Source organism: Cellulophaga baltica (genome assembly GCF_018861125.1).
Classification (GTDB): Bacteria; Bacteroidota; Bacteroidia; order Flavobacteriales; family Flavobacteriaceae; genus Cellulophaga; species Cellulophaga baltica_A.
Genome location: NZ_JAHKQN010000005.1, coordinates 98,203 through 124,387, shown reverse-complemented (window position 1 = coordinate 124,387; position 26,185 = coordinate 98,203). Strand labels below are relative to the sequence as shown.

At 33.4% G+C, this 26,185-nt stretch carries 23 protein-coding genes; 10 read left to right on the top strand and 13 right to left on the bottom strand.

Features of this window, described 5'->3' with window-relative positions; translation table 11 throughout:
- Nucleotides 1-23: 23 nt before the first annotated feature.
- On the bottom strand, nucleotides 24-1,268 hold the full coding sequence (locus KO500_RS01250) for a type IX secretion system plug protein domain-containing protein (protein ID WP_215954675.1): 1,245 nt from the start codon (nucleotides 1,266-1,268) through the stop codon (nucleotides 24-26).
- Nucleotides 1,269-1,449: 181 nt separating this feature from the next.
- On the opposite strand from KO500_RS01250, the gene KO500_RS01245 reads away from it, so the two are divergent.
- The 8 genes from KO500_RS01245 (at nucleotide 1,450) to KO500_RS01210 (ending at nucleotide 8,960) form a co-directional block, all read left to right on the top strand.
- Nucleotides 1,450-2,799 carry a Na(+)-translocating NADH-quinone reductase subunit A gene (locus tag KO500_RS01245; protein WP_215954674.1) on the top strand — a complete coding sequence of 450 codons (1,350 nt, stop codon included), beginning with the start codon at nucleotides 1,450-1,452 and terminating at the stop codon, nucleotides 2,797-2,799.
- 2 nt (nucleotides 2,800-2,801) lie between these two features.
- Nucleotides 2,802-4,052 (top strand): NADH:ubiquinone reductase (Na(+)-transporting) subunit B, encoded by a 1,251-nt coding sequence (locus KO500_RS01240; protein ID WP_215954673.1) that lies wholly within the window; start codon nucleotides 2,802-2,804, stop codon nucleotides 4,050-4,052.
- 2 nt (nucleotides 4,053-4,054) lie between these two features.
- A complete protein-coding gene (locus KO500_RS01235; RefSeq protein ID WP_215954672.1) occupies nucleotides 4,055-4,804 on the top strand; it encodes a Na(+)-translocating NADH-quinone reductase subunit C in 750 nt (249 codons plus the stop codon).
- A gap of 2 nt (nucleotides 4,805-4,806) precedes the next feature.
- A complete protein-coding gene (locus KO500_RS01230; protein ID WP_215954671.1) occupies nucleotides 4,807-5,454 on the top strand; it encodes an NADH:ubiquinone reductase (Na(+)-transporting) subunit D in 648 nt (215 codons plus the stop codon).
- A 20-nt stretch (nucleotides 5,455-5,474) separates the two neighbouring features.
- Complete coding sequence (nqrE, locus tag KO500_RS01225) at nucleotides 5,475-6,209, top strand: NADH:ubiquinone reductase (Na(+)-transporting) subunit E (protein ID WP_215954670.1); 735 nt, start codon at nucleotides 5,475-5,477, stop codon at nucleotides 6,207-6,209.
- A 2-nt stretch (nucleotides 6,210-6,211) separates the two neighbouring features.
- Nucleotides 6,212-7,519: an NADH:ubiquinone reductase (Na(+)-transporting) subunit F gene (nqrF, locus tag KO500_RS01220; protein ID WP_215954669.1), complete on the top strand. Its 1,308-nt coding sequence runs from the start codon at nucleotides 6,212-6,214 to the stop codon at nucleotides 7,517-7,519.
- 75 nt (nucleotides 7,520-7,594) lie between these two features.
- On the top strand, nucleotides 7,595-7,951 hold the full coding sequence (locus KO500_RS01215) for a Na(+)-translocating NADH-quinone reductase subunit F (RefSeq protein ID WP_215954668.1): 357 nt from the start codon (nucleotides 7,595-7,597) through the stop codon (nucleotides 7,949-7,951).
- Entirely contained in the window at nucleotides 7,929-8,960 is a 1,032-nt protein-coding gene (locus KO500_RS01210; protein ID WP_215954667.1) for an FAD:protein FMN transferase, read from the top strand. Before KO500_RS01215 ends, KO500_RS01210 begins: the two co-directional genes overlap by 23 nt.
- Nucleotides 8,961-8,968: 8 nt before the next feature.
- Here the strand turns inward: KO500_RS01210 and KO500_RS01205 are convergent, their stop codons facing one another.
- From KO500_RS01205 to gpmI, 3 genes are read right to left on the bottom strand one after another with little or no spacing between them, the layout of a single operon-like run.
- Nucleotides 8,969-9,733, bottom strand: coding sequence for a class I SAM-dependent methyltransferase (locus KO500_RS01205; RefSeq protein ID WP_215954666.1), 765 nt, complete (start codon nucleotides 9,731-9,733; stop codon nucleotides 8,969-8,971).
- 58 nt (nucleotides 9,734-9,791) lie between these two features.
- Entirely contained in the window at nucleotides 9,792-10,604 is an 813-nt protein-coding gene (map, locus tag KO500_RS01200) for a type I methionyl aminopeptidase (protein WP_215954665.1), read from the bottom strand.
- Nucleotides 10,605-10,634: 30 nt separating this feature from the next.
- Nucleotides 10,635-12,152, bottom strand: a complete 1,518-nt coding sequence (gpmI, locus tag KO500_RS01195; protein ID WP_215954664.1) for a 2,3-bisphosphoglycerate-independent phosphoglycerate mutase — start codon at nucleotides 12,150-12,152, stop codon at nucleotides 10,635-10,637.
- Between the two features lie 224 nt (nucleotides 12,153-12,376).
- On the opposite strand from gpmI, the gene KO500_RS01190 reads away from it, so the two are divergent.
- The gene (locus tag KO500_RS01190) at nucleotides 12,377-12,775 is read left to right on the top strand and encodes an ankyrin repeat domain-containing protein (protein WP_215954663.1); all 399 of its coding nucleotides are present in this window, start codon (nucleotides 12,377-12,379) and stop codon (nucleotides 12,773-12,775) included.
- A gap of 117 nt (nucleotides 12,776-12,892) precedes the next feature.
- Here the strand turns inward: KO500_RS01190 and KO500_RS17530 are convergent, their stop codons facing one another.
- From KO500_RS17530 to KO500_RS01160, 7 genes are all read right to left on the bottom strand, one after another.
- Nucleotides 12,893-13,060 (bottom strand): DUF6747 family protein, encoded by a 168-nt coding sequence (locus KO500_RS17530; protein ID WP_354668427.1) that lies wholly within the window; start codon nucleotides 13,058-13,060, stop codon nucleotides 12,893-12,895.
- 136 nt (nucleotides 13,061-13,196) lie between these two features.
- Nucleotides 13,197-13,961 (bottom strand): M48 family metalloprotease, encoded by a 765-nt coding sequence (locus KO500_RS01185; RefSeq protein ID WP_215954662.1) that lies wholly within the window; start codon nucleotides 13,959-13,961, stop codon nucleotides 13,197-13,199.
- Between the two features lie 40 nt (nucleotides 13,962-14,001).
- A complete protein-coding gene (locus KO500_RS01180; RefSeq protein WP_215954661.1) occupies nucleotides 14,002-14,739 on the bottom strand; it encodes a M15 family metallopeptidase in 738 nt (245 codons plus the stop codon).
- Between the two features lie 2 nt (nucleotides 14,740-14,741).
- A complete protein-coding gene (locus KO500_RS01175; RefSeq protein ID WP_215954660.1) occupies nucleotides 14,742-15,200 on the bottom strand; it encodes a GNAT family N-acetyltransferase in 459 nt (152 codons plus the stop codon).
- Nucleotides 15,201-15,267: 67 nt separating this feature from the next.
- A complete protein-coding gene (locus KO500_RS01170) occupies nucleotides 15,268-16,431 on the bottom strand; it encodes a gliding motility-associated C-terminal domain-containing protein (RefSeq protein ID WP_215954659.1) in 1,164 nt (387 codons plus the stop codon).
- On the bottom strand, nucleotides 16,419-17,279 hold the full coding sequence (locus tag KO500_RS01165) for a hypothetical protein (protein ID WP_215954658.1): 861 nt from the start codon (nucleotides 17,277-17,279) through the stop codon (nucleotides 16,419-16,421). Before KO500_RS01165 ends, KO500_RS01170 begins: the two co-directional genes overlap by 13 nt.
- Before the next feature lie 19 nt (nucleotides 17,280-17,298).
- A complete protein-coding gene (locus KO500_RS01160) occupies nucleotides 17,299-19,863 on the bottom strand; it encodes a beta strand repeat-containing protein (RefSeq protein WP_215954657.1) in 2,565 nt (854 codons plus the stop codon).
- Between the two features lie 160 nt (nucleotides 19,864-20,023).
- On the opposite strand from KO500_RS01160, the gene KO500_RS01155 reads away from it, so the two are divergent.
- The gene (locus KO500_RS01155; RefSeq protein WP_215954656.1) at nucleotides 20,024-20,233 is read left to right on the top strand and encodes a hypothetical protein; all 210 of its coding nucleotides are present in this window, start codon (nucleotides 20,024-20,026) and stop codon (nucleotides 20,231-20,233) included.
- A gap of 2,811 nt (nucleotides 20,234-23,044) precedes the next feature.
- Here KO500_RS01155 and KO500_RS01150 read toward each other — a convergent pair.
- Together KO500_RS01150 and KO500_RS01145 are read right to left on the bottom strand one after the other, a co-directional pair.
- A complete protein-coding gene (locus KO500_RS01150) occupies nucleotides 23,045-24,199 on the bottom strand; it encodes a gliding motility-associated C-terminal domain-containing protein (RefSeq protein WP_215954655.1) in 1,155 nt (384 codons plus the stop codon).
- Nucleotide 24,200: 1 nt separating this feature from the next.
- Nucleotides 24,201-26,185 (bottom strand): beta strand repeat-containing protein (locus KO500_RS01145; protein WP_215954654.1); only part of this gene is annotated, 1,985 nt, incomplete at its 5' end.

Here is a 26,185-nt window from a genome sequence, read left to right as displayed (position 1 = left end):
TTTTTTATGATATCTCGCTATATTTAGTTTGATATGTTTTCGGAAGTTGTATTACTAATGCCAATTAAGCTATCATATAAATCTCCAAAATTTCTATAATATACAAGGGTCAAGTAGCTGTTTTCTGTAAAATGAAAATTACCACCTATTTTGTTATAGTCAATTGTATTGTCTTTGTTTTTTACAACATATTTATAGTTGTAGAAACCTTGTTTTAATTTAATTGTGGTTTCTAGCATCCCTTTTTTTGTGTTGTAGGTCATTTTGTTTTCTTCTTCTAAAGCATAGTTGTTAAATTTCCCAAAAACATATACTTCGTTTGTTTTGAGTTCTTCTTGATAAGGTAAGCTAAAGTGGACATATGTATACTCAGCTTCACGTGAAGAATCATCGCCTTGTAAAGTTCGAATAACAAAGTTGCCATTTATATCAGGGTTATAGGTGTATTCTTGTTTGTTTCTAAATTTATCAGGAAATAAAAAGTGATTATATAAATCTGTTAAGCTGATTCTTGAAATGGCTACAGTTGCAACTCGTAAATCTTTATTATCAAAATTTAAATACTCATTACCACCGTAAAAGCTAGCTTCTAAGTCGTATTTGTATATTAGCTCTTTACCTATGGTGTATTGTGGTTTTAAACCGTAAAGAGCAGTTGGCCAATGATAGTTTTGTAAAATTACTACTTTGGCTTCTTTCTTGGGGTTTACGATTTGGTAGTTAGAATAATCAATATTGAGTTGTACAACTTGTTTGTCAAAAATATGAGAGAAGTCTCTTGCTCTTTTAATTTCGCTGGTTACGGTAACCGAGTTTTGATAAATTAAAAACCTTCTAGAAAAAAGTAATTCATAATTGTTGTCATAAATTTCAAGCATATAGTTTCCTGAGACTTTGAATTTAACATCATCATTTGGTAGTGTTAAGGTGTAATTGGAATATGATTGTAGTGTATTGTAACTGTTTTGGTAGTCTGTAATTCTTTGATCGTCAATTCCGTTTAAATATTGAGACTTTAGTAATTGCGAAGGAGTCCAGTCGTAATTACAATGAGTTATTTTGTAATAAAAATCCTGTTCACTTGCTGTAATGTCATCAAATTCTAGAGTTACCGAGCTTCCTAATTGAACAATTGGGAATTGATCATCAGTATCTCCTGTGAAAACTATTGATTTTATATGTTCTGGAGGGTTAACTTCAAATTGAACTTGAGCAAAAGATTGAAAATAGTTGACTAATAATATGGTTAAAAAACAGTATTTTTTCATTGTATGTTGTTGTTTGGCAAAGATAAGCAAAACTTATACCTAAAAAAGTAGATGTGATTTTGGTTTCGATTTTATTTAGAATAAATATAAATAAAGTATTCTTAGCTGTTTTAATAAGGAAATGTAGTCGTAAAATTTTAAATTCGCATCAAATTTTGTTAACCTAAGGTCTACGTTTAATATGTCTAAAGACATCAGAATAAAAAAAGGTTTAAACATCAATTTGGTTGGCGCTGCAGAATTAGCGACTTCTAAAGTAGCATTAAGTAATGTTTATGTATTAAATCTGCAGGATTTTCATGGAGTTTCTCCTAAAATGCTGGTAAAAGAAGGCGCGGAAGTAAAAGCAGGTGAGGCGCTATTCTACAACAAAAATCATGAGTCTATGATTTTTGCATCTCCTGTAAGTGGTGAATTAGTTGAAATTAAAAGAGGTGAAAGAAGAAGAATTCTTTCTCTTAAAATTTTAGCTGACACTAATCAACAATCAATTGAGCATAAAGTTCCTAATTTAAGTAGTGTTTCTGCTGCGGAAATTAAGGCTACTTTATTGTTATCAGGTTGTTGGCCATTTATCAAACAACGTCCATACGATGTTATTGCAGATCCAAACACAACGCCAAAAGCGATTTTTGTGTCAGGATATGGAACAGCACCTTTGGCGGCTGATGTTGATTATGTGCTAAATGGTAAAGAAGCTGAGTTACAAGCGGCAATTACTGCGTTAGCAGTACTTACTCCTGGTAAAGTTCATGTTTCTTACGGTGATGCTAAATCTCCGTTGTCTGGTGTAAAAGGTGCTGAGCTTCATCAGGTTTCAGGTCCTCATCCAGCAGGTTTAGTGGGTACACAAATCAATAAAATCGATCCTATTAATAAAGGTGAGCTAGTTTGGGTTGTTTCTCCACAAGATTTAGTTATAATTGGTGAATTATTGCTAACAGGTAAGTTCAACGCTGAACGTACCGTTGCACTAGCAGGGTCATCAGTGAAAAAACCACAGTATTATACAACTAAAATTGGAGCAGAGATTGCAACTTTCTTGTATGCTAGTGGTGTTGATTCAGATAATTTTAGAGTTATTAATGGTGATGTGTTGACAGGTTTAAAAACTGCACCAGATGGTAATTTAGGTTTTTATAACAATACGGTGACTGTAATTCCTGAAGGTGACGATTATGAGTTCTTCGGATGGAATAAGCCTGTTTTTAATAAAATTTCAACAACAAGAGCATTAACTTTTTCTTGGTTAAACCCTAAGAAAAAATATGATTTGACCACCAATACAAATGGTGAGCACAGAGCATTTGTTGTAACTGGTCAGTACGAAGAGGTTTTTCCTTTAGATATTTATCCAATGCAGTTGTTGAAAGCTTGTATGGTAAAAGATTTAGATGAAATGGAACAGTTAGGTTTGTATGAAGTTGCTCCAGAAGATTTTTCATTAACTGAATTTATCTGTATATCTAAGCAACCGCACCAACAAATTATTCGTGAAGGATTAGACTTATTACAAAAAGAAATAGGATAAATATGAGCCTTAAAAATAACTTACACAATTTAAAAGAAAAGTATAAGGGCAAAAAGATGGCACCAGCCTTCAATGCAGTCCATACTTTTTTATATGCACCTAATGAAACTACACAATCTGGTAGTCATGTTAGAGGAGCAGATGATTTAAAAAGAACGATGAATACAGTAATAATGGCTTTGATACCAGTATTATTGTTTTCAATGTTCAATGCAGGATATCAACACTTTGGTGCTATCAATGGTTTTCCTCAAGAGTTCTCTTTAGTGAGCGACTTTCTTACTTGGGATAACTTTTGGATAGGAATCATTAAAGTTCTTCCTTTAGTAGCTGTTTCATACGGTGTTGGTCTTTTAGTAGAATTTATATTCGCAGTAATAAAAGGTCATGAAGTAGAAGAAGGGTATTTGGTTACTGGTATGTTAGTGCCATTAATTGTTCCAATAGATTTACCATTATGGATGCTAGCAGTAGCAGTTGTATTTGGTGTTGTAATAGGTAAAGAAGTTTTTGGTGGTACTGGTATGAATATATTAAACCCAGCATTAACAATTAGAGCTTTCTTGTTCTTTGCTTACCCAACTTGGATGAGTGGTGATAAAGTTTGGGTGCACGATGCTGTTGAATTAGCTGGTGGGCCTGATGCGATTTCTGGAGAGACAATTTTAGGTACTTTGGCTCAAAACGGAGATATGACTTATTCTATTTCTGATATGTTCTTTGGTTTTATACCTGGTTCTGTTGGTGAAACTTCTACATTCTTAATCATATTAGGTGGTTTGTTTTTAGTTTTTACAAAAATAGCAAGCTGGAGAATTATGTTAAGTGCTATTATTGGTGCTTTAGTAATGGGCTTTATTTTTAATGGAGTTACTGATGCTGGTTGGATTACTGAAACTAGTAAGTTTTATAGTCTTATGAGTTTTGAGTCATGGAAACATTTAATTGTTGGAGGTTTAGCTTTTGGTATTGTATATATGGCCACGGATCCAGTAACAGGTTCTCAAACAAATAAAGGTAAATGGTATTACGGTTTCTTTATCGGTTTTATTTCGGTAATGATACGTGTATTTAATCCTGCATATCCTGAGGGTGTTTTCTTAGCAATATTGTTAATGAACGTATTTGCACCTACAATTGATCATTATGTGATTCAGGGTAACATCAAAAAAAGAATGAAGAGACTTAAGAATGCTACAATCATTGAAGTTGATTCATCAAAATCTGAAAATTTAAAAGCTGAAACCGTTTAATTATGGCAATTAACACAGATAAAAACGTTTATACCGTAGTATTTGCGGCAATAATGGTTGTAATCGTAGGTTCTGTTTTAGCACTAACAGCTTCAGGCTTAAGTGATAAAATAGCAGAAAACGAAAAATTTGAAAAACAACAAAACATTCTTTACGCTATGGGCGTAAATAGTAATGTTGATGAGGGTAGTGTAAATTTTATTCCTGCTAATGAAGTAGAGGATGAATTTTTAAAGTATATTAAGAAGCAATTGGTTATCGAAGGTGATAAAGTTACTGAAGATAAAGAAGCTTACTTAATTGATATGAAAAAACAAATAGCAATTTCTAAAACAGGTGAAACACCTAAGTTGCCTTTGTTTGTTGGTGAAAAAGATAATAAAGAGTTTTATATTATACCTATGTATGGTAAAGGCCTTTGGGATGCTATATGGGGTTTTATTGCTCTTGATAAAAATATGGTGGTTCAAGGTGTTTATTTTGATCATAAAGGTGAAACACCTGGTTTAGGTGCAAACATAAAACAACGTTACTTTATGGATGATTTTACTGGGGAAACTATCATGTCTGGAACACGTTATAAAGGTATTACTGTTGCAAAAGGTAACAATGACCCTGTTAATGAAAGAAAAGATGATAATGCAGTTGATGCACTTGCGGGTGCTACAATTACCGGTAATGGTGTTTCTGCTATGATTACAGAAACAGTAAATCTTTATAAAGACTATTTAAAAACCATTAGAGTAAAATAAATATGGGATTACTTACAAAAAAAGACGCGGGGCTAATTTTAGACCCATTAGCAGATAACAATCCGATTACTATTCAGGTATTAGGTATTTGCTCTGCATTAGCAATTACAGCAGAGCTTAAAGCTTCAATAGTTATGGCAGTATCTGTAATGTTTGTTTTAGCAATGGGTAACGTAGTAATATCATTAATGCGTAACATTATCCCTTCTAAAATTAGAATTATTGTTCAGTTAGTTGTGGTTGCAACTTTAGTAATTATTGTAGATCAAGTACTAAAAGCTTTTGCTTACGAGTTAAGTAAAACCTTATCGGTTTTTGTGGGTTTAATTATTACTAACTGTATTATTATGGGTCGTTTTGAAGCTTTTGCTTTAGCTAACGGACCTTATAAATCTTTCTTGGATGGTATTGGTAACTCACTTGGTTACGGAATTATACTTGTAATTATAGGTTTCTTTAGAGAGCTATTAGGTTCAGGTACTTTATTAGGCTTTAAAGTTTTAGGAGATCCTATTGAGAAAACAGGTTTGTATTCTATCGGTTATGAAAATAACGGATTTATGATTATCCCTCCTGCAGCATTGATCGTAGTAGGTATTATCATTTGGGTTCAACGTTCTCGTAACCCTTCATTAATAGAAGAAAATTAATTAAAAAATAAGAAATAGCGATGTTAGAACATATAGAATTATTTTTTAGATCAATATTTATAGACAACATGGTTTTTGCTGTCTTCTTAGGAATGTGCTCTTACTTGGCGGTTTCTAAAAAAGTGGCTACAGCAGTTGGTTTAGGTGCAGCGGTAATATTTGTACTTGCTGTTACGGTGCCATTAAACTGGCTGTTAGATCAGTATCTTTTAAGAGATGGTGCATTAGTGTGGTTAGGTCCTGAATATGCAGATTATAACTTAAGTTTTTTATCATTTATCTTATTTATCGCTACCATTGCAACAATGGTACAATTGGTAGAGATAGTTGTTGAAAAATTCTCACCTTCACTATATAATCAATTAGGTATATTTTTGCCATTAATTGCTGTAAACTGTGCTATTTTGGGGGGTTCATTATTCATGCAATCAAGAGATATTCAAACCTTAGGTTTAGCTTTTAATTATGGAATATCATCAGGTATTGGATGGTTTTTAGCAATTTTAGCTATTGCTGCAATCCGTGAAAAAATTAGATATTCAAACGTTCCAGCTCCTTTAAGAGGGTTAGGTATTACGTTTATCATTACTGGCTTAATGGGTATCGGTTTTCAAAGTTTTGGTGGTATGTTAACAGGTGGTGATGAAGCTCCTGCTGAAGAAGCTGTTAAAACTGCCCAGAAAATAGAAGAAGGTAAAATAAATAAAGAAATGGACGAAAATGAAGTTTCTTATAATGATATTTTAAACAAATAAGAATGATTTTAGCTACAAGTACAGGCGGATACATTGCGATCACCGTGGTTGCATTTATGGTATTGTTATTAATATTAGTTGCTCTTTTGCTTTTTACAAAAGAAAAACTATCTCCTTCGGGTCCTGTAACCATTACAATTAATGGAGAAAAGAAAATTGAAGTAGGGTCAGGAAGTTCTTTACTTTCTACTTTAGGTAATCAAAAAATATTTTTACCATCAGCATGTGGTGGTGGTGGAACATGTATTCAATGTGAATGTCACGTACTTTCTGGTGGTGGTGAAGCGTTACCTACTGAAACGCCTCACTTTTCAAAAAAAGAACTTGTTCATGGTGCACGTTTAGCTTGTCAAGTTAAAGTTAAACAAGACATGGATATTACCATACCTGAAGAGGTTTTTGGTATTAAGAAATGGGAAGCAACTGTTGTTCGTAATTATAATGTTGCATCATTTATTAAGGAATTTGTTGTAGAGATTCCTGAAGATATGGGTTATAAAGCTGGTGGTTATATTCAAATTGAAATCCCTCCTTGTGAAGTGAAGTTTGAAGATATGGATATTACTGCTCACCCAGAAGAGCATGAAACGCCAGATAAGTTTCAAGCAGAATGGGATAAGTTTGGTCTTTGGCCAATGGTGATGAAAAATCCTGAAACTGTAGAGAGAGCATACTCAATGGCTTCTTTTCCAGCTGAAGGTAGAGAGATCATGTTGAATGTTCGTATTGCAACACCTCCTTTTGATAGAGCTAAAGGTGCTTGGATGGATGTAAATCCTGGTATTGCATCGTCATATGTATTTTCAAGAAAAGTTGGTGATAAAGTAACTATTTCAGGACCTTATGGAGAATTTTTCATTAACGATTCTGATGCTGAAATGTTATATGTAGGTGGTGGAGCTGGTATGGCACCAATGCGTTCTCACTTGTACCACTTGTTCAAAACATTAAAAACTGGTAGAAAAGTTTCTTACTGGTACGGTGGTCGTTCTAAACGTGAGTTATTCTATTTAGATCACTTTTACGAGTTGGAAAAAGAATTCCCTAACTTCAAATTTTACTTGGCTCTTTCTGAGCCTTTACCAGAAGATAACTGGAAAGTAAAAGAAAGTTTAGATGCCCCTGGTGACGGTTTTGTTGGTTTTGTTCATAATTGTGTTATAGATAATTATTTAAGCAAACATGAGTCTCCTGAAGATATAGAATTATACTTCTGTGGTCCACCATTAATGAACAAGGCTGTTCAAAAAATGGGAGAAGATTTTGGTTTAGCTGATGAGAACATCCGATTTGATGATTTTGGAGGTTAATTTAAAATAAAACTAAATAATAAAGTATATTAACAAAACCGATATTTAACTATATCGGTTTTTTCTTTTTAACTTATGAAAGCACTCTCTGAACAAGAACTTCACAATTTAGCAATGAACATTGTTGGGAAACAATTAGAAGAAAATGGTTTTGAATTTATGGCTGTTAATAGTCAATTAAAAAAAAATCCACAATTTGTTTGTTTAAAGGATAAAAAGCTTCATTTTGTAGTGGTCAAATGCATTAGTTATCCAGATGATCCAAGGAAGTTTGATTTATCTAGTTTTGATAAAATTAAAGATCATGCTTTAAAATTTGAAGCTGAAACTTTTTTTGCTGGTGTTGGTTTGGTGAATGCGAAAGATTATGAGAAACCAGTTTATTTAAATGAAGATTACGTTGTTGACTATGAAGGGCTTATTAAACTTTAGATTTTTAGTTTTATGTATTGTATTTGTTTTATTTTTTATTGGGAGTTCATGCAAAAAAGAAGTCACTATTGTTGAGAATAGGGCATCTGGTAATGCATTAGGAACCACATATTCTATTATTTTTTATGATACTGAACATAGAGATTTTAGTAAAGAAATAGACTCACTATTTGTGGCCATGAATAAATCCATGTCTACTTACCAATCAGATTCAGATATTTCCAAGATTAATAAAGGTGATTCAACAGTTGTTATTGATGAAATGTTTGAAGAGGTTTTTAATCTATCAAAAAAAGTAAATAAAACTACTAATGGTTATTTTGATCCAACGGTTGGTATTTTAGTTAATTCTTGGGGCTTTGGACAAGGGAAACATATTGAATTGGATAGTGTAAAAGTAGATAGCCTTTTAGAGTTTGTTGGTTTTAATAAAGTAAAATTAGAAGAAGATAAAACTATTCGTAAAGTAAATGCTAATATATTATTTGATTTTAATGCCATAGCAAAAGGATATACTGTTGATCGACTAGCTGTTTTATTAGATCAAAAGGGAATATCTGATTACTTAATTGAAGTAGGAGGAGAGTTAATCTCAAAAGGTATTAATAAAATTAAAAACAAAGCATTTGTTGTTGGCATAGATAACCCAAAAGCAACGGATAGAACTTCTCCAATTGCCAAAATATATTTAAAGGATAGAGCTATGGCTTCTTCTGGTAATTATAGGCATTATCGTGTAGATAAAAAAACAGGGAAAAAATTTGTTCACACTGTTGATCCAATTTCTGGTTTTACTAAAAATTCAAATGTATTAGCTGTTTCTGTTTTAGCCGAAAACTGTGCAGAAGCTGATGCTTTTGCGACTTCTTTTATGGCAATGGATCTTGTTGATTCAATGGAGCTACTTTCCAAAATTACGCACATTGATGCGTATTTTATTTATGTAGGTGTGGATGATCAAATTAAGTTTTTCTCTACTGATGGTTTTAGTAATGTTATGATAAAATAATACATATTCTATTTTTTTATTAAAGGAATAATTTCTCCTTTTGCTAAACGGTATTTATCAACTTGTTCTGGAGTCAATTGCGATGTGTAGTCCACTTCTTCTACAGTGAAACCTATACCTCTTAACTTCTCAAAAAAATCACGACCGTAAATTCTAACATGGTCATATTGGCCAAATATTTTAGCTCTTTCTTTTTTATCTGTAATAGAATCATCCTCAAAAGTAACGGCTCTATTTAAATCTTGTGGAATTTGAAATATGCCCCAACCACCTGGTTTTAAAATTCGATACATTTCTTCCATAGCTTTTTTATCATTTGGTATATGTTCCAATACATGATTACAAAAAATAACATCAAAACTGTTTTCTTCAAAAGGGAGATTGCATATGTCAGCTTTCACGTCCGCTAAAGGAGAATTAAGGTCGGTTGTTGTATATGAAATGTTTTTTAAGCCTTTAAATCGTTTGTGAAAGGCTTGTTCAGGTGCAAAGTGAAGTAGTTTTTGAGGCTTCGTAAAAAAATCTGTTTCATTCTTTAAATACAACCATAATAACCGGTGTCTTTCTAATGATAGTGTAGAAGGGGACAATACATTTTCTCTTGGACTCTCATAGCCGTAAGGCATAAACTTTTTAAAGCTTTTGCCATCAATTGGGTCAGTGTATTTGTTACCACGCATAGAAAAAGCAAGAACTGGTCTGGCTATATAACTTAGTTTAATAAGTAATGGTCTTGGTACTGCGTTTAATATGTATTTAAAGAGTTTTAACATGATTTAAAAATGGCGTGATTAAATTAATCACGCCTTGTATTTATAAGAGAAGTAACTATTATATTTTTACTTGTCTGAATTCATCTTCTTCATCGCTCACAATGCCAAGAGCGTCATATATGTATTTGAATGTAGATAAAAGTTCTGGTTTTCCATTCACTAAGGCAACATCGTGCTCAAAATGTGCACTCGGTTTGCCGTCAGCTGTTAAGATTGTCCAACCATCTTTTAGTTGTTTGATTCGGTGTGTTCCTAAATTTGTCATAGGCTCAATAGCTACAACCATTCCTTCAACAAACTTTTTACCTCGACCTCTTCTCCCGTAATTTGGCATTTCAGGATCTTCATGCATTTTTTTGCCTAAACCATGACCTACTAATTCACGAACAACACCGTAACCATGATCTTCCGTGAATTTCTGAATAGCATAGCCCACATCACCTACACGGTTGCCATGTTTAAACTCACGAATACCAACGTATAATGATTGTTTAGTGATGTCTAACATTTTTTTTGTTTCAGGTGCAACTTCACCAACTTCAAATGTATAAGCGTGATCACCGTAGAACTCATTTTTTAAAGCTCCACAATCTATTGATATTATATCGCCATTTTCTAAAGGCTTATCATTTGGTATACCGTGAACTACTTGTGCATTCGGACTCATACAAAGAGAATTAGGAAAATCATATAATCCTAAAAATCCTGGGACAGCACCATGATCGCGAATAAAGGTTTCCGCAAGAGCGTCTAACTGTAGTGTAGATACACCTGGTTTAACTTCACTAGCCAGCATACCTAAGGTCTTTGAAACGATTAATGCGCTTTCGCGCATTAATTCAATTTCTTCTGTATTTTTTACTTTAATCATAAGGATACAAAGATACTTTTTTTGGTAATTTTAAACCAATGCTTTTTGAGTCATTAACTCTGGTTGCTCAACACCAATTAATTTTAATATTGTTGGAGCGATATCGCCTAAAACTCCATCTTTAATCTTGATGTGATCTTTATCAACAAGAATTAAAGGAACAGGGTTTGTAGTGTGTGCTGTATTAGGACTTCCATCAGGGTTTATCATCGTATCACAATTACCATGATCGGCAATTACAATTGATGAATACCCATTTTCAAGACCAGCAGTAACTACTTCTTTTGCGCAACTATCAACAACTTCACAAGCTTTAATTGCTGCTTCCATAACTCCAGTATGACCAACCATATCTGGGTTTGCAAAATTTAAACATACAAAATCAGCTTCACCTTTTTTAAGTTCAGGAATAATTGCATCTCTAATGTCATAAGCGCTCATTTCTGGTTGTAAATCGTAAGTTGCAACTTTTGGTGATGGGCATAATAAACGTTGCTCACCTTCAAAAGGCTCTTCTCTACCACCGTTAAAGAAAAATGTTACATGTGGGTATTTCTCAGTTTCAGCAATTCTAATTTGTTTTTTGCCAGCGTTTGCTAAAGTTTCACCTAGAGTTTGCTCAATATTTGCTTTGTCGTAAACTACATGAACGTTTTTATAAGCGTCGTTATAATTAGTCATGGTAACATAGTATAAATCTAATTTATGCATCTCTTCAGCTTGCATATCAACTTGACTTAATACTTCGGTAAGTTCTCGACCACGGTCAGTTCTAAAATTAAAGAAAATTAAAACATCGCCATTTTCTACTTTTGCTAGTGGAGAACCATCAGCATCTGTTGCTATAATTGGTTTTATAAACTCATCAGTAATATCCGCATCATAATTTTTTTGTAATTCAGCAGGAATATCAGTTGTTTTAGTTCCGGTATTATTTACTAAAAGATCGTACGCTAATTTTATACGCTCCCATCTTTTATCTCTATCCATTGCATAATAACGACCAATTACAGTTGCTAATTTTGCTTTTTTATCAGAACAAAAATCATTGATAGTTTCTACATACCCTTTTCCACTTTTAGGATCAACATCTCTACCATCAGTAAAGCCATGAATAAAAACATTGTCAAGACCATAGGCTTCACTGGCACTAATAAGTCCTTTTAAATGGGAAGTGTGACTGTGAACACCACCATCACTTAATAAACCTACAAAATGAACTGGTTTATTATTCTTTTTTGCGTATTCAAAAGCTTGCTTTAAAACAACTTCATCTTTTAAAGTGTCTTCTTTTACAGCTTTATTTATTTTAGCTAAATCTTGATACACTATTCTACCAGCACCAAGATTCATATGACCAACTTCACTATTTCCCATTTGACCTTCAGGAAGGCCAACATTCATACCATCCGTTAATAGATTAGCATTTGAATATTCTTCTTGAATTGAATCAATAAATGGCGTGTTTGCATTTGCAATTGCCGAAACTTTTGGGTCAGGAGATTTTCCCCAACCATCTAAAATCATCAATATTACTTTCTTGTTCATGGGATAACTAATTTTTGTACTACAAAAATAAGATGAAATGCTACTATATGCTAAAAATATGAACCTCTTTTTGTTTTTAAAGCCTTAAATGTTTCATGTAAAAACAGTTTAAATGTTAATAAAATGTTATTTCGGTAATTATACTGAAACAAATTAAAGTATATCTCGTCTGTTATAGTATAAATCAAAAATTATTCATCATCAATCAAAAAAAATCGAACATCATGAAAAAATCAATCTCAATTGCCGTTTTAAGTTTTGCACTATGTACCGCATCAATGAAAGCTAGCACTTTTAAAACACCTGAAACTGTTCCGAATGCCATTGTAAAATTAGATAAGCCAGAGGGTTTGAACTCTTTTTGCCATGCTATTTTAAAAGGAAAAGTTGACGTTGTAAAAAATATGATAGCTTTAGGGGAAGATGTAAATCAAAAATCATTAGGTTTAACACCTGCTATTTTTGCAGCACGTTACAACAAAACAGAAATTTTAGAAATTTTAATTGCTAATGGGGCTGATTTGAAGGTGAAGTCAGACAGAAAACATGGAATTAAGAGGTATGCAGAATTATCAAAAGCAAAGGAAGCACTTGTGGTAATTGACAAAAATTGGAAAAGTTAAAACTAATTTTTATTTCAAATTTCAAGTACTAAAAAAGCCATCTACTTCTTGTGGATGGCTTTCTTGTTTCATTTAGAATTTAACATTTTCAGTGTTCTCGTAAAACGGTAAAAAATATTAAAATTTGAATCCATTAACTGCTCTGTACAAAAACGCGTACAACGCCATAGATATCATAGCCATTGAAAAAAGTGAATATAATTTCAATAAAACAACTAAAAAAGCTGGTTTACAATTTTCAAATGCTTCTAAATAAAGGTTCCTAAGGTGTAAAATTTTTCCCATTATAGTCTTATTTAGATGATTTATAAAATCAAAGCTATAAGGGTAAAGGAGATGTGTAAAAACTTGGGTGACACAAAACTATAAAATTATAAAAAGAAAATAGCTGTATTTAACATTTATTAGATGAAATACATGATTACTGATTTTCATACTTCAAAATGGAAGCTTCGATTTTTTCTATTCTATTTTCAGGATCGGGATGCGTACTTTGAAATTCAGGTACGTTACTTGAACCACCGGCAGCTTTTAAAATTTCCATTACTTTAATCATTTCGTAAGGGTCATAACCAGATTGCATCATAAAAAGAACCCCTAAATCATCACTCTCTAATTCGTCACCACGCCCATTTTTTAATAAGGTGTTTTGACCAATGCTTCCAACTATATTTCCGGCATCTGCACCAACAGTTGCTCCCATGGTTACAGTTTGCCAAAAGCTACCATCGGCAATACGTTCAGCGGAATGGCGTCCAATTACATGACCTATTTCATGACCTAAAACTCCTGCTAATTGAGCTTCGGTTAATTGTGAAAAAAGTGCGTAAGTAATAAAAATTTGTCCGCCCGGTAAAGCAAAGGCATTAATTGTATTTGGGTCTGCTAGTAAATGAAACTCGTATTGGTAAGGAGTTTCTCTTGCAATACTGTTTTCTACTAATTTATTCCCGACTGCATCAACAAGGTATTGAAGTTTTTCATCAGGATACAAACCACCATACTGTTGCGTAATTTCTGGTTTACTTTGTAAGCCAATAGCTATTTCTTGTTCAGAAGACATGTTAATGTTTTGGACCCTATTAGTGTACGGGTTCTCTTCTTTGTTATTGCAACGTTGCACAAATGCAAATGCAACAATGGCAAGACCTATAAATATTCGTATTTTCCAACTACCTCTTTTCATGGTTAATGATATTTAGTGATTTGTAAAATACAAAAAAAGCTTATAGAAGTTTAGAATTTATATCTAAAATATTATCAGTAATATATGTTCTTAAAAAGTTAGAAGTAAAGTGCTCACTACCTAAAAAATCTTCATTTTTGTAAATTTGCATGATATTTTTACTTCTAAAAGATTCTAACATAGGTATAGAAATAGGAGCGTAGCTATAATGCCATGGTTCGTAACTAAAACCTCTTCTACGTTTGTTGTCATCATATACAAGATAAAATCCAAAATCTTCAGAGTTTTCATCCATCCATTTTTTAAAATCAGCAAATGGTTGCCCTTCTCCGTATTTTGATGGTACTAAAACATCACCGTCCACTTTTTGATATCCGTCGATTACATCAATATCGGTTCCCCAATGGTGTCTGCTGGTACCAGGAATCGTAGAATATTTAATGATTTTAGAAATAGCATCAAGAGGTTCTAAACCTTCATCTGTATATTTTATAAACTTGCGCTCAAAAATCAACTGTTGGCGATCAAAACTACGATAGCTAGAAACAATTTTTAGGTTAACGCCACCAGTATATGCAGCTCTTTTCATAGCAACAAAAGCTTCATGAGCTTCTTTTTTCAATTTATACCCATCACCATATAAATCGATATCAATTTTACCCATTAATTCAAGTATGGAATAGTCTAAACTTGAATTATTTGCAAATGAAACACTTGGTAAAATACTTAAAGCCAAACTTGTAGCTACACTTTTTTTAATAAACGATCTTCTTTTCATTATTATAATTTTTTAAAGAGAACATAATGTTCACCTACTTTAGGTATTTCAAAAACAGTACCAACCTTTTCATAACCTAATTTTGAATAAAATTTTAAAGCATTAACTCTTGCATTCATCCAAATAATGTCATAGCCTTTTTCTTTAAAAAAGCTTTCACCATATTCAAGTATTTGTCTTCCATACCCTTTTTTATGATACGCTTCTAAAACAGCCATACCTCGTAATTGTATGGCGTTTTTTAAGTCATGATCGGAGTGGTTGTTTTTAAAAAAAGAACCTACAGCGACTATTTCATTATTTACAAAACCACCTAAGTGTAAAGTTGTCTCGTTGGTATCACCATCAAAAATACAACTTGATAAAGGTCTGCCTGGTCTAAGAACAGGATGCCTTACGGTATGTGTTTCAGTGGCAGTAATAAAACGTACTTCTAGGTTATTAACGGAATTAAGACTCATTATTGTTCAATTAGAATAAAAAATAAAGATAAATATTTCTTTTCTAAGTGATCTATAGCTTGTAGTATTAATTATTTATATAAATAAAACCTTGATGTCTAAGTTGTATATCATATAGGTTTATAATGTAAAAATAGACTCCATCAGGTAATTTACGATCTGTTAAAATAGTGCTTGAATTATTTGATGTGCCTTCAAATTCATTATTATAGTTACTTTTTTCATAAACTACACGTCCCCATCTATTAAATATTTGTAATAAATTGTTAGGCGAGAGAACAACACCATCAATAACAAAATAATCATTTGAACCATCGCCATTAGGCGAGATTATAAAATTATCTAAGTTTAAATTATCAGCAGTTTGAGAATCTATACTAATGCTTTTTCCGAAAGTTATTACCTCATAATCATCTGGTATAAAATAATCTGACGTTATATTTCCTGAGACCAAATCGCCAGTATAAAAAGTATTCCCCAAACTTTCCCAAGTTTGGTTTTTTTTACTCCAACCTACAACGGTCAAATTTTCTAAATCAGTAAGCATTACATCTAAATGACTACCAATATCCCATTCTAAATTTACGGTAGATAATTGTTCACTATCTAGATCCCAATACTCAAATGTTGTAACGTCAAGTAAAAAAACAGTTCTATTTTCTGTGTTAAATGAATTATTGAATGTTGATGGTGTACTAGGGTTTTCATGAAAATAAGCACATTTTGCAATTTGATTAATATTAATTGATTCGATACGAGCAGGTCTTATTTTTACTTCATCACCAACAGGAAATGTAAACTCTTTTAAATTTGTTATACTAGAATATCCATTTATTTTAGATAATTCAGTTTCCCCTGAATAAAATCCACTTTCAGTATAATCAAAAGTAATATCTAATCGATCTTTAGGAGTTTTTATATCTCCAGAAATAAAATTACTATGGTTTGTGACACCTACACTAACTTCTAAATTTAGATTATTGTTGAGTACAACTTCTATATCATTAAAAATAGGCATAAATGCACCTGTTATATAGAGGTCATCATTGCTGTAAAAACCTGCAATACCATAATTGTCATCAAAAATACCATTGTTGATTAGATTTGAATGAAAACCAATTCCGCCATTATCATGAATTTTTAATGCTCCAAAATTTTGTAATTCTTCTTGGGCCTTAACTGATAAGAAATTTATAAGAATAAAAAATATGAATAGTTTTATTTTCTCCATGCGATTTCAATTAAAGCTTGTGGAAGTACTACTAGTGCTCCATTAATATAAATTCTCAAATAATCACCTTCGTTAACATCAATGTTTACATTACTATCGTGTTTTCCACTTTCAATAGAAGAAATTCCTAGAGTCAAAAGATTTCCTGTGAGACCATTTTTTCTAACCTCAACAGACCAAGGTGTTCCCAGGATTGAACCACTCTGAACCGTAATTCCTGTAATTGTAGCATCTCTTGGGACTCTCACGCCACTTGCGCCAATATATACTGCGTTTAATGCAGTAACTATACTCTCATAGTTGAGTAGACTTCTGTCTATACTAAGCCATTTGCCTCTTCCAGAATCATAAGCATAAAGAATACCATCATCTCCCATAAATAATTGACCATTATCAGTACCCGTTGGAGTGGAAGAATTAGGTTTTATGCGTAATGGAACATCATCACTTTCAATATCTAATTGTGCTTTTGGAGTATCAGTATTTATGCCTATTTTTCCTGTTGCTTTTATGTTGATACGCTCTATATTATTAGTTTTAAAAATTAAATCGTTTAGATCAACAGTACCTATAAAATTTGTGGCTGTAATTCCAGAATTGCCAGACGTTGTCCATAAACCAGATAAAGTAGCATCTTCCAATAATATTTTTTTGAATCCAGTTGATGTATTTAAATATGCATGTTCTTCATCGGTATTGTAAAGCACGGATGCTTCTGTAGGGCTTATGACTGTAGCCATTTCAGTATTTGTAGCTTTGGTTAAACCTAATAAATACCTGCCGTCAATCTGTGACTTTACGTTTGTTGAATACGCAATAAATATTGCTAAAAAGGCTAATTTTTTCATTTGTTTGGTTGTTAATTTTTTACAGGTCTAAAATGGTAAACATAAATTCTGAATTAAACCTGATTCTATCACTAGCTCCGTTGTCATTATCCCCTATAATGACATCAAAACTTGTTGTTGTTTGGTTGCTGTATGAAATACCTGGGTCGTCGTTTCCATCACCACCTCTTCCTGGCTGTGTTAATTGAATAATATAATTGGCATCGCTAGTAGCACCTGCTGGTAGTGTTATTGTATAATGTCCGTCACCTAAATTTTTAACTACGCTAACACCAGTAGTTGCTTTTAAAATAGAACCGTTAGCTGCAATTTTACCAATTGCTTTTATTGGACTACTATTTATTGAAATAGGATCGACCCATTCAGTACCTGTTGCTGTAGAAGTTAGTACTTGTCCAGCAGTTCCTGATGAATCGCTGTTGTCAATCAATGTACCATCCAATTCTAATGATTGTGTAATTATTACGTGAGTGTTTCCTGTTGTAGGCTCATCAATGATAATGGCATCATCACCTCCAACAGCTATACCAATTTCATCAGCAGCTCTTCTATACATTCCTGTATTTGTATCTCCAGAAAATCTATATGAAGGTTCATTTACTGTACCATTAGAATTTAGTATACCTTGAGATCTTACTGCACCAGATATGTGCAATTTATTTTCGGGGTTATTAACCCCAATTCCTAATCTATTGTTAGTGTTGTCCCAAAATAATTCATCGTTAGCTTCTGTGGGTTTACCGTCTGAACCAGCAAAAAACAAAGATCCTGTTGTTCCTGAATGCTCAAGGCTGTTAGAATCTACCCATGTAACAGCGCCTGTATTATCTGTAATTAATATTTGATTATTTGTACCTGGATTAATTTTAGATGTTGTTACTGCATTGTCTTTAATATCTAAAGTAACATTACCTAATAAGGCATTGCTGTCTCCGCCGATAGTTAAATCTGTAGATGTGATGTCTCCTGTTCCAGATATGGAACCAACTTGCGCATCTACATACGTTTTTACTGCTTGTTCTGTTGGGAAATCAACATTAGAATTATCTGCTAAAGTTCCGTCAGTTGATTTGTTAGTTGCGTTTTCTTTTGAAGTTATTGCTGTTTCGTTGTCTAAAATATCAGAACTGTTTATTGAGATTGCCGTTGCATTGGCAGTTATCGCTGTAACATTATCAGAAATATCAGAACTGTTCGTAGCAATTGTATTTGTGTTTGCTGTGATCTCAGCAGATTCTTCTAATGCTGCAAGATTTACAGTTACATCTGTTGCTCCCTCACTTATCGTTAAAACGCTAGAAGCATTTAAAGTAGCACCTGTTATGTCATCATCTTGAGAAACTGATCCAACTTGTGCGTCAACATACGTTTTTACCGCTTGTTCTGTTGGGAAATCAACATCAGAATTGTCAGCTAAAGTTCCATCTGTAGACTTGTTAGAAGTATTTTCTTTATCAGTTTCCAAAGCAGTTATTGTTGCTGTATTTGTTGCAATGTCAGTCACGTTGTCAGAAATATCCGAACTGTTTGTTGAGATTGCAGTTTCATTAGCAGTTATCGCTGTAACGTTATCAGAAATACCAGAAGTGTTTGTTGTAATAGCATTTGTGTTAGCTGTAATATCAGCTGATTCTTCTAAGGCTGCAAGATTTACGGTTACATCTGTTGCACCCTCGCTTATTGTTAAAACGCTAGAAGCATTTAAAGTAGCTCCTGTGATATCATCATCTTGAGAAACTGAGCCAACTTGTGCGTCAACATACGTTTTTACCGCTTGTTCTGTTGGAAAATCAACATCAGAATTGTCTGCTAAAGTTCCGTCTGTAGATTTGTTAGCTGTGTTTTCTTTTGAAGTTCCTAAATCAGTTATTGCAGCTGTATTCGTTGTAATGTCAGTTGTGTTATTAGAAATTCCAGAAGCATTTGCAGTTATTGCTGTTTCGTTGTCTGAGATATCAGAAGCGTTTGTAGCAATTGCAGTTGTGTTTGCAGTGATATCAGCCGACTCTTCTAAATCTGCAAGATTTACAGTTACATCTGTTGTTCCTTCGCTAATCGTTAAAACACTGGAAGCATCTAAAGTAGCTCCTGTGATATCATCATCTTGAGAAACAGCACCAACTTGTGTATCTACATATGTTTTTACTGCTTGCTCTGTTGGGAAATCAACATCTGAATTATCTGCTAAAGTTCCATCTGTAGACTTGTTTGCCGTATCTTCTTTGCCAGATCCTAAACTATTAATAGCTACAGTATTTGCATTTTCAGCATTTGTAGCTCTAGTAGTTTCGTCTGCGATTGCAGCTGCATTTGTTGCAATGTCTGTAACGTTATCAGAAATATCCGAAGTGTTTGCTGTGATTGCAGTCGTATTTGCAGTTATCGCTGTTTCGTTGTCTGAGATATCAGAAGCGTTTGTAGCAATTGCAGTTGTGTTTGCAGTGATATCAGCCGACTCTTCTAAATCTGCAAGATTTACAGTTACATCTGTTGTTCCTTCGCTTATGGTTAAAACGCTAGAAGCATCTAAAGTAGCACCCGTAATATCATCATCTTGAGAAACTGATCCAACTTGTGCATCCACATATGTTTTTACTGCTTGCTCTGTTGGAAAATCAACATCAGAATTACCAGCTAAAGTTCCATCAGTTGATTTATTAGCAGTGTTTTCCTTTGCCGTTCCTAAATCAGTTATCGCAGTTGCATTGGCGGTGATTGCTATTTCATTGCCTGAAATATCCGAAGTGTTAGTAGTAATAGCAGTTGTATTTGCATTTATTGCAGTTACATTGTCTGAGATATCAGAAACGTTAGCCGTTATAGCAGTTGTGTTTGCTGTGATCTCAGCAGATTCTTCTAAGGCTGTAAGATTTACAATTACATCTGTTGTTCCTTCGCTAATAGTTAAAACACTGGAAGCATCTAAAGTAGCTCCTGTAATATCATCATCTTGAGAAACTGATCCAACTTGTGCGTCAACATACGTTTTTACCGCTTGTTCTGTTGGAAAATCAACATCAGAATTGTCTGCTAAAGTTCCGTCTGTAGATTTGTTAGCTGTGTTTTCTTTTGAAGTTCCTAAATCAGTTATTGTAGCTGTATTCGTTGTAATGTCAGTTGTGTTATTAGAAATTCCAGAAGCATTTGCAGTTATTGCTGTTTCGTTGTCTNNTCTGTTGTTCCTTCGCTAATCGTTAAAACACTGGAAGTATCTAAAGTAGCTCCTGTGATATCATCATCTTGAGAAACAGCACCAACTTGTGTATCTACATATGTTTTTACTGCTTGCTCTGTTGGGAAATCAACATCTGAATTATCTGCTAAAGTTCCATCTGTAGACTTGTTTGCCGTATCTTCTTTGCCAGATCCTAAACTATTAATAGCTACAGTATTTGCATTTTCAGCATTTGTAGCTCTAGTAGTTTCGTCTGCGATTGCTGTTGTATTTGCAGTTATCGCTGTTTCATTATCCGAGATATCCGAAGTGTTTGCTGTGATTGCAGTCGTATTTGCAGTTATCGCTGTTTCGTTGTCTGAGATATCAGAAGCGTTTGTAGCAATTGCAGTTGTGTTTGCAGTGATATCAGCCGACTCTTCTAATGCTGCAAGATTTACAGTTACGTCTGTTGTTCCTTCGCTTATGGTTAAAACACTAGAAGCATTTAAAGTAGCACCTGTTATGTCATCATCTTGAGAAACTGATCCAACTTGTGCGTTTACATATGTTTTTACCGCTTGTTCTGTTGGGAAATCAACATCAGAATTGTCAGCTAACGTTCCGTCAGTTGATTTGTTAGCTGCGTTTTCTTTTGTAGCAATTGCAACTGCATTTGTTGCAATGTCTGTAACGTTATCAGAAATATCAGAACTATTTGTTGAGATTGCAGTTGCATTAGCTGTTATCGCAGTTTCGTTGTCTGCAATATCAGAAGTGTTCGTAGCAATTGTATTTGTGTTTGCTGTGATCTCAGCAGATTCTTCTAAGGCTGTAAGATTTACAATTACATCTGTTGTTCCTTCGCTAATAGTTAAAACACTGGAAGCATCTAAAGTAGCTCCTGTGATATCATCATCTTGAGAAACTGCACCAACTTGTGCGTCAACATACGTTTTTACTGCTTGTTCTGTTGGGAAATCAACATCAGAATTATCTGTTAAAGTCCCATCCGTAGATTTGTTAGCTGCGTTTTCTTTTGTAGCAATTGCAGCTGCATTTGTTGCAATGTCTGTAACGTTATCAGAAATATCAGAACTATTTGTTGAGATTGCAGTTGCATTAGCTGTTATCGCAGTTTCGTTGTCTGCAATATCAGAAGCGTTAGCTGTAATTCCAGTTGTGTTTGCTGTGATGTCAGCCGATTCTTCTAGGGCTGCAAGATTTACAGTTACATCTGTTGCACCCTCGCTAATAGTTAAAATGCTAGAAGCATCTAAAGTAGCTCCTGTGATATCATCATCTTGAGAAACCGCACTAACTTGTGTGTCTACATAAGTTTTTACCGCTTGTTCTGTTGGGAAATCAACATCAGAATTATCAGCTAAAGTCCCGTCAGTTGATTTGTTAGTTGCGTTTTCTTTTGAAGTTATTGCTGTTTCGTTGTCTAAAATATCAGAACTGTTTATTGAGATTGCCGTAGCATTAGCAGTTATCGCTGTTTCGTTATCTGAAATATCAGAACTGTTTGTTGCAATTGTATTTGTGTTAGCTGTGATCTCAGCAGATTCTTCTAAGGTTGCAAGATTTACAGTTACGTCTGTTGTTCCTTCACTTATTGTTAAAATACTCGAAGCATCTAAAGTAGCATCTGTAATATCATCATTTTGAGAAATCGCACCAACTTGCGCATCTACATACGTTTTTACAGCTTGTTCCGTTGGAAAATCAACATCAGAATTATCAGTTAAAGTTCCATCTGTAGACTTGTTAGCAGTGTCTTCTTTTGAAGTCTGCAGACTTGAGATGTCATTTAGATTATTGGAAATTGCTAATGTATTTGTTTCGTTGTTTAAAACAAGAGCATCAATTGCTTCTTGTACTGTAGTAGCATTAATTAAAGAAACCGAATTGTCATAATTGTTTGAGTCTGCACTGGTTTCAATTAAAATATTATTACTGCTACCATTTGAAAATGAATAAGAGCCATCATTATTATTGATTAAAGTACCTTTTTCTATAATAGTTGGTGTCCCAGTTTCATCTAAATATGTGAATGTCCCGTTTGCATTGTCTTCAATTGAAGTTACTGTTTGACCTGATATTTCAGTGCATAGACTATGCCATGCATTCTGACTAAATTGATACAAACACTCTTCATCTGTATTATAGGCAATTGCTCCGTTTATTGGAGTAATGGCATTCATTTGAGCATTTGAGATTCTTGTAACCACTAATACTTTTGACGCGCTTTCTAATTCTAAGATAGAACTGCTATCAATAACATCAATATCATCACCTACCTTAACTTGTGCTAAAGTCGTAGTGATGTACGTGAAAAAAAATAAAACGGGGAGATAAAATTTCATAGTATTTCGACTTGTGTTTGGGGTAATATTAACAAGTGTTCATGTATTAATTTATATAATTGTTGTGAAATGAGGTATTTCGCTTGTAAAATGCTAAGTTTTTGTTTTGTACTTTGTAAGTAAAAACTTATATTTTTTTAGATAAACAACATTTAATACAGGATGAGTAACTATTAAAAAAGCCATTTATTTATCAATTTTTTGATAAATAAATGGCTTCTAAAAAATGTATAATGTATTTTTTATTCTTGTGATAAGTATAAAAATCCTTGAAATTCGTAACCTAAATCATATAAGTTAATCACGTAGAAATAAACACCTGCAGGTAAACCACTTTCTTTCTGAATCACGAAATTGTTAGTGTTTGCTACACCCACAAATTCATTAGTATAATTTGCTTGCTGAAACACTAATGAACCTTCACGGTTGTATATTTTTAATTCATTATCAGCAGAATCTTCCATTTCTTCAACCACTAAGGCATCATTTATACCATCACCGTTGGGTGATAAGAAAAAGTTAGGAATGGTTAAACGGTCTTGTGGTACTAATAAACTGCCAAAAGTTATTACTTCATAATCATCAGGAATAAAAGCACCGGAGGTTATTGAACCTATAGTTTCAACATCGCCACTTACAGCTGTATTGCCTAAAATTTCCCATTCTTGATTTTCTTTGCTGAAGCCAATAACTAATAAATTTTCTAAAACATCAGTTAAAGAAGTAATATTACTATCAACATCCCAAGAAAGAATTACTGTTGAGTTTTCCGAGCCTTCTAGACTCCAAAATTCTGCACGGCTTATACCATCAATCTGTCTGTCAGCATCGCTGGTATCAAAAATTTTAGAAAAAGAGACTGGTGAGTTAGGGTTTTCAAAAAAATACGCCGCTTTATTAATAAGGTTTATATTTTCTGAATTAACAATTATAGGCCTTAGTTTGTTTTCTTCTCCAACAGGAAAATCATACGAATTTTTATTTAAAACCTCCATATAACCATCAACTTTAGATAAACTACTTTCGCCAATATAATTGGCATTTTCAAGCAAAGTAAAAGTGATATCTGGGTTTGTTTTATTGGTGATGATATCACCGAAAGTAAAAGTTACATTATTTTCAACACTTGTTGAGGTACTTAGAAAAACACCATGATCGTTATCAATTTCAAAATCATAAAATACAGGTGTTACACTACCATCAATATTTAAAAAATTACTGCCATAAAAACCAACAGCACCTAAATTTTGATCAAAAGGAGCATCATTTATAAAACTGGTATGAAAACCAACTTCTGAACCATCGTGAAATTGCATACTAGCTTGGTGGTACATGGCTGTTTGTGCGGTGCTTGCCCATGTAACTAGAAAAACGAATATGTAAAAAATGTTTTTCATGTTAGTTGATTTGTTGCCAGTTAGTACCGTCACTTTGTAGTTGGGTTATACCGGAAAATAATGTATAAATTCCATCTCCACCATCTGAAGGAACATAAAACTTATCTGTATTTATAGTAGCTCCTTTAGTATTTTTTAAAATGTAAATTCTTCCTTGTACACCAGTTGCTGTTGGAAGAATAACCTGTGTTACAAGATTACCTAATATAACCGTATAGTCATCAGCTAAAATGGTAACAGTAGAATTATTATCAGTCCTAATTGTTGTAGAAAATGAACCTTTTACATCTAAAGTTGAATTAGGAGCTGTCGTTGCAATACCTACATTTTGGCTGTCATTTATTCTCATAGCTTCTATTCCAGCAGAAGAAAAAGCTAAATTATCAGCAGCAGGATTAGACATTCCTGTATTAGTATCGTCAGCAAATCTATAACCTGGAGTTCCTGTACTAGCGTTACTTGGAGCTTGATATCCTGTAGCTCTAACTACTCCATCAACTCTTAACTTATTAGTTCCTGGTGCATCTGAGCCAATAGCAATACTTCCTGTCCCAGAAAAATATAAATCATTTCCATTTAAGGCATAAGTTCTTTGAGCTGTTTGCGTTAAATCAGCATTTGATAAATTTTCATTTACAGCAGATTCTTCAATTAAAACCCAATTAGTTCCATCCCATTGCATTAACTGGCCAACAGCAGTACCGTCAGCAAGCTTACTTAATGTTATATTTCCATCAGCAATTTTAGAAGTAACAATTGCATTATCAGAAATAGAGAATTCAGTTCCTGTTAACGTTAAAGCATCACCAGCAATATATTCAGTATTTTCATCAGCAGGTAAATCTGCCCAAGTTGCAGCACCTGCACCATCAGTTGTTAATACTTGCCCAGCTGAACCATCTGTGCTTGTAATTGTGTTAGCACCTACAGTTACGGTTCCTGTAGTTGTTAAATTACCTGTTGTTGAAACATCTGTTGTAAAAGTTGGATCAATTTTAGAACCATCAATTGCTGCAGTAGCGCTAATATCGTCATTGGTAATTGTAGCGTCAGCAATTTGAGTAGTTGTAACACCACCATCTAAAACTTCTAATTGTTGAGATATATTAAAGCCTATTGTTGTACCGTCAACTAAGCTAGTAGCACTTACCCATGTAGGATTTCCTGAAATATCGGTTCCTAAAAAACTAGCTGCATTACTTTCTGCATCAATTTTATCAATAGAAACAGCATCATCTGCAATAGTAAGTATTCCATCATTAGCTAAAGTAGCATCACCAGAAAGTGTAACAGCTGTTGCTATATTACTAGTGTTACCAACAAATATTTGACCGTCATTTAAAATGTTAGAAGTGCTAATTGCATCGTCAACATATAGTTTAGTAGTAGCATCAGCATCATTAGTTGGAGTTCCTAAATTAGTTATGGTAGTTCCATTAGCATCAGCACCAAGTGTTAATACATCAGTCAAGTTTTGAGCTTCAGTTGCAGTAATTAAATATGGATTAGTTGTAGTTCCATCACCAGATATTGTATTAATTCCGGCAACAGTAATATTAGTTTCAGAGCCGTCAGCAATATTAGCACTAACTAAATCATCAACATATAATTTAGTAGTAGCATCAGCATCATTAGTAGGTGTTCCTAAATTAGTTATGGTAGTTCCATTAGCATCAGCACCAAGTGTTAATACATCAGTCAAGTTTTGAGCTTCAGTTGTAGTAATTAAATATGGATTAGTTGTAGTTCCATCACCAGATATTGTATTAATTCCTGCAACAGTAATATTAGTTTCAGAGCCGTCAGCAATATTAGCACTAACTAAATCATCAACATATAATTTAGTAGTAGCATCAGCATCATTAATTGGAGTTCCTAAATTAGTTATGGTAGTTCCATTAGCATCAGCACCAAGTGTTAATACATCAGTCAAGTTTTGAGCTTCAGTTGTAGTAATTAAATATGGGTTAGTTGTAGTTCCATCAC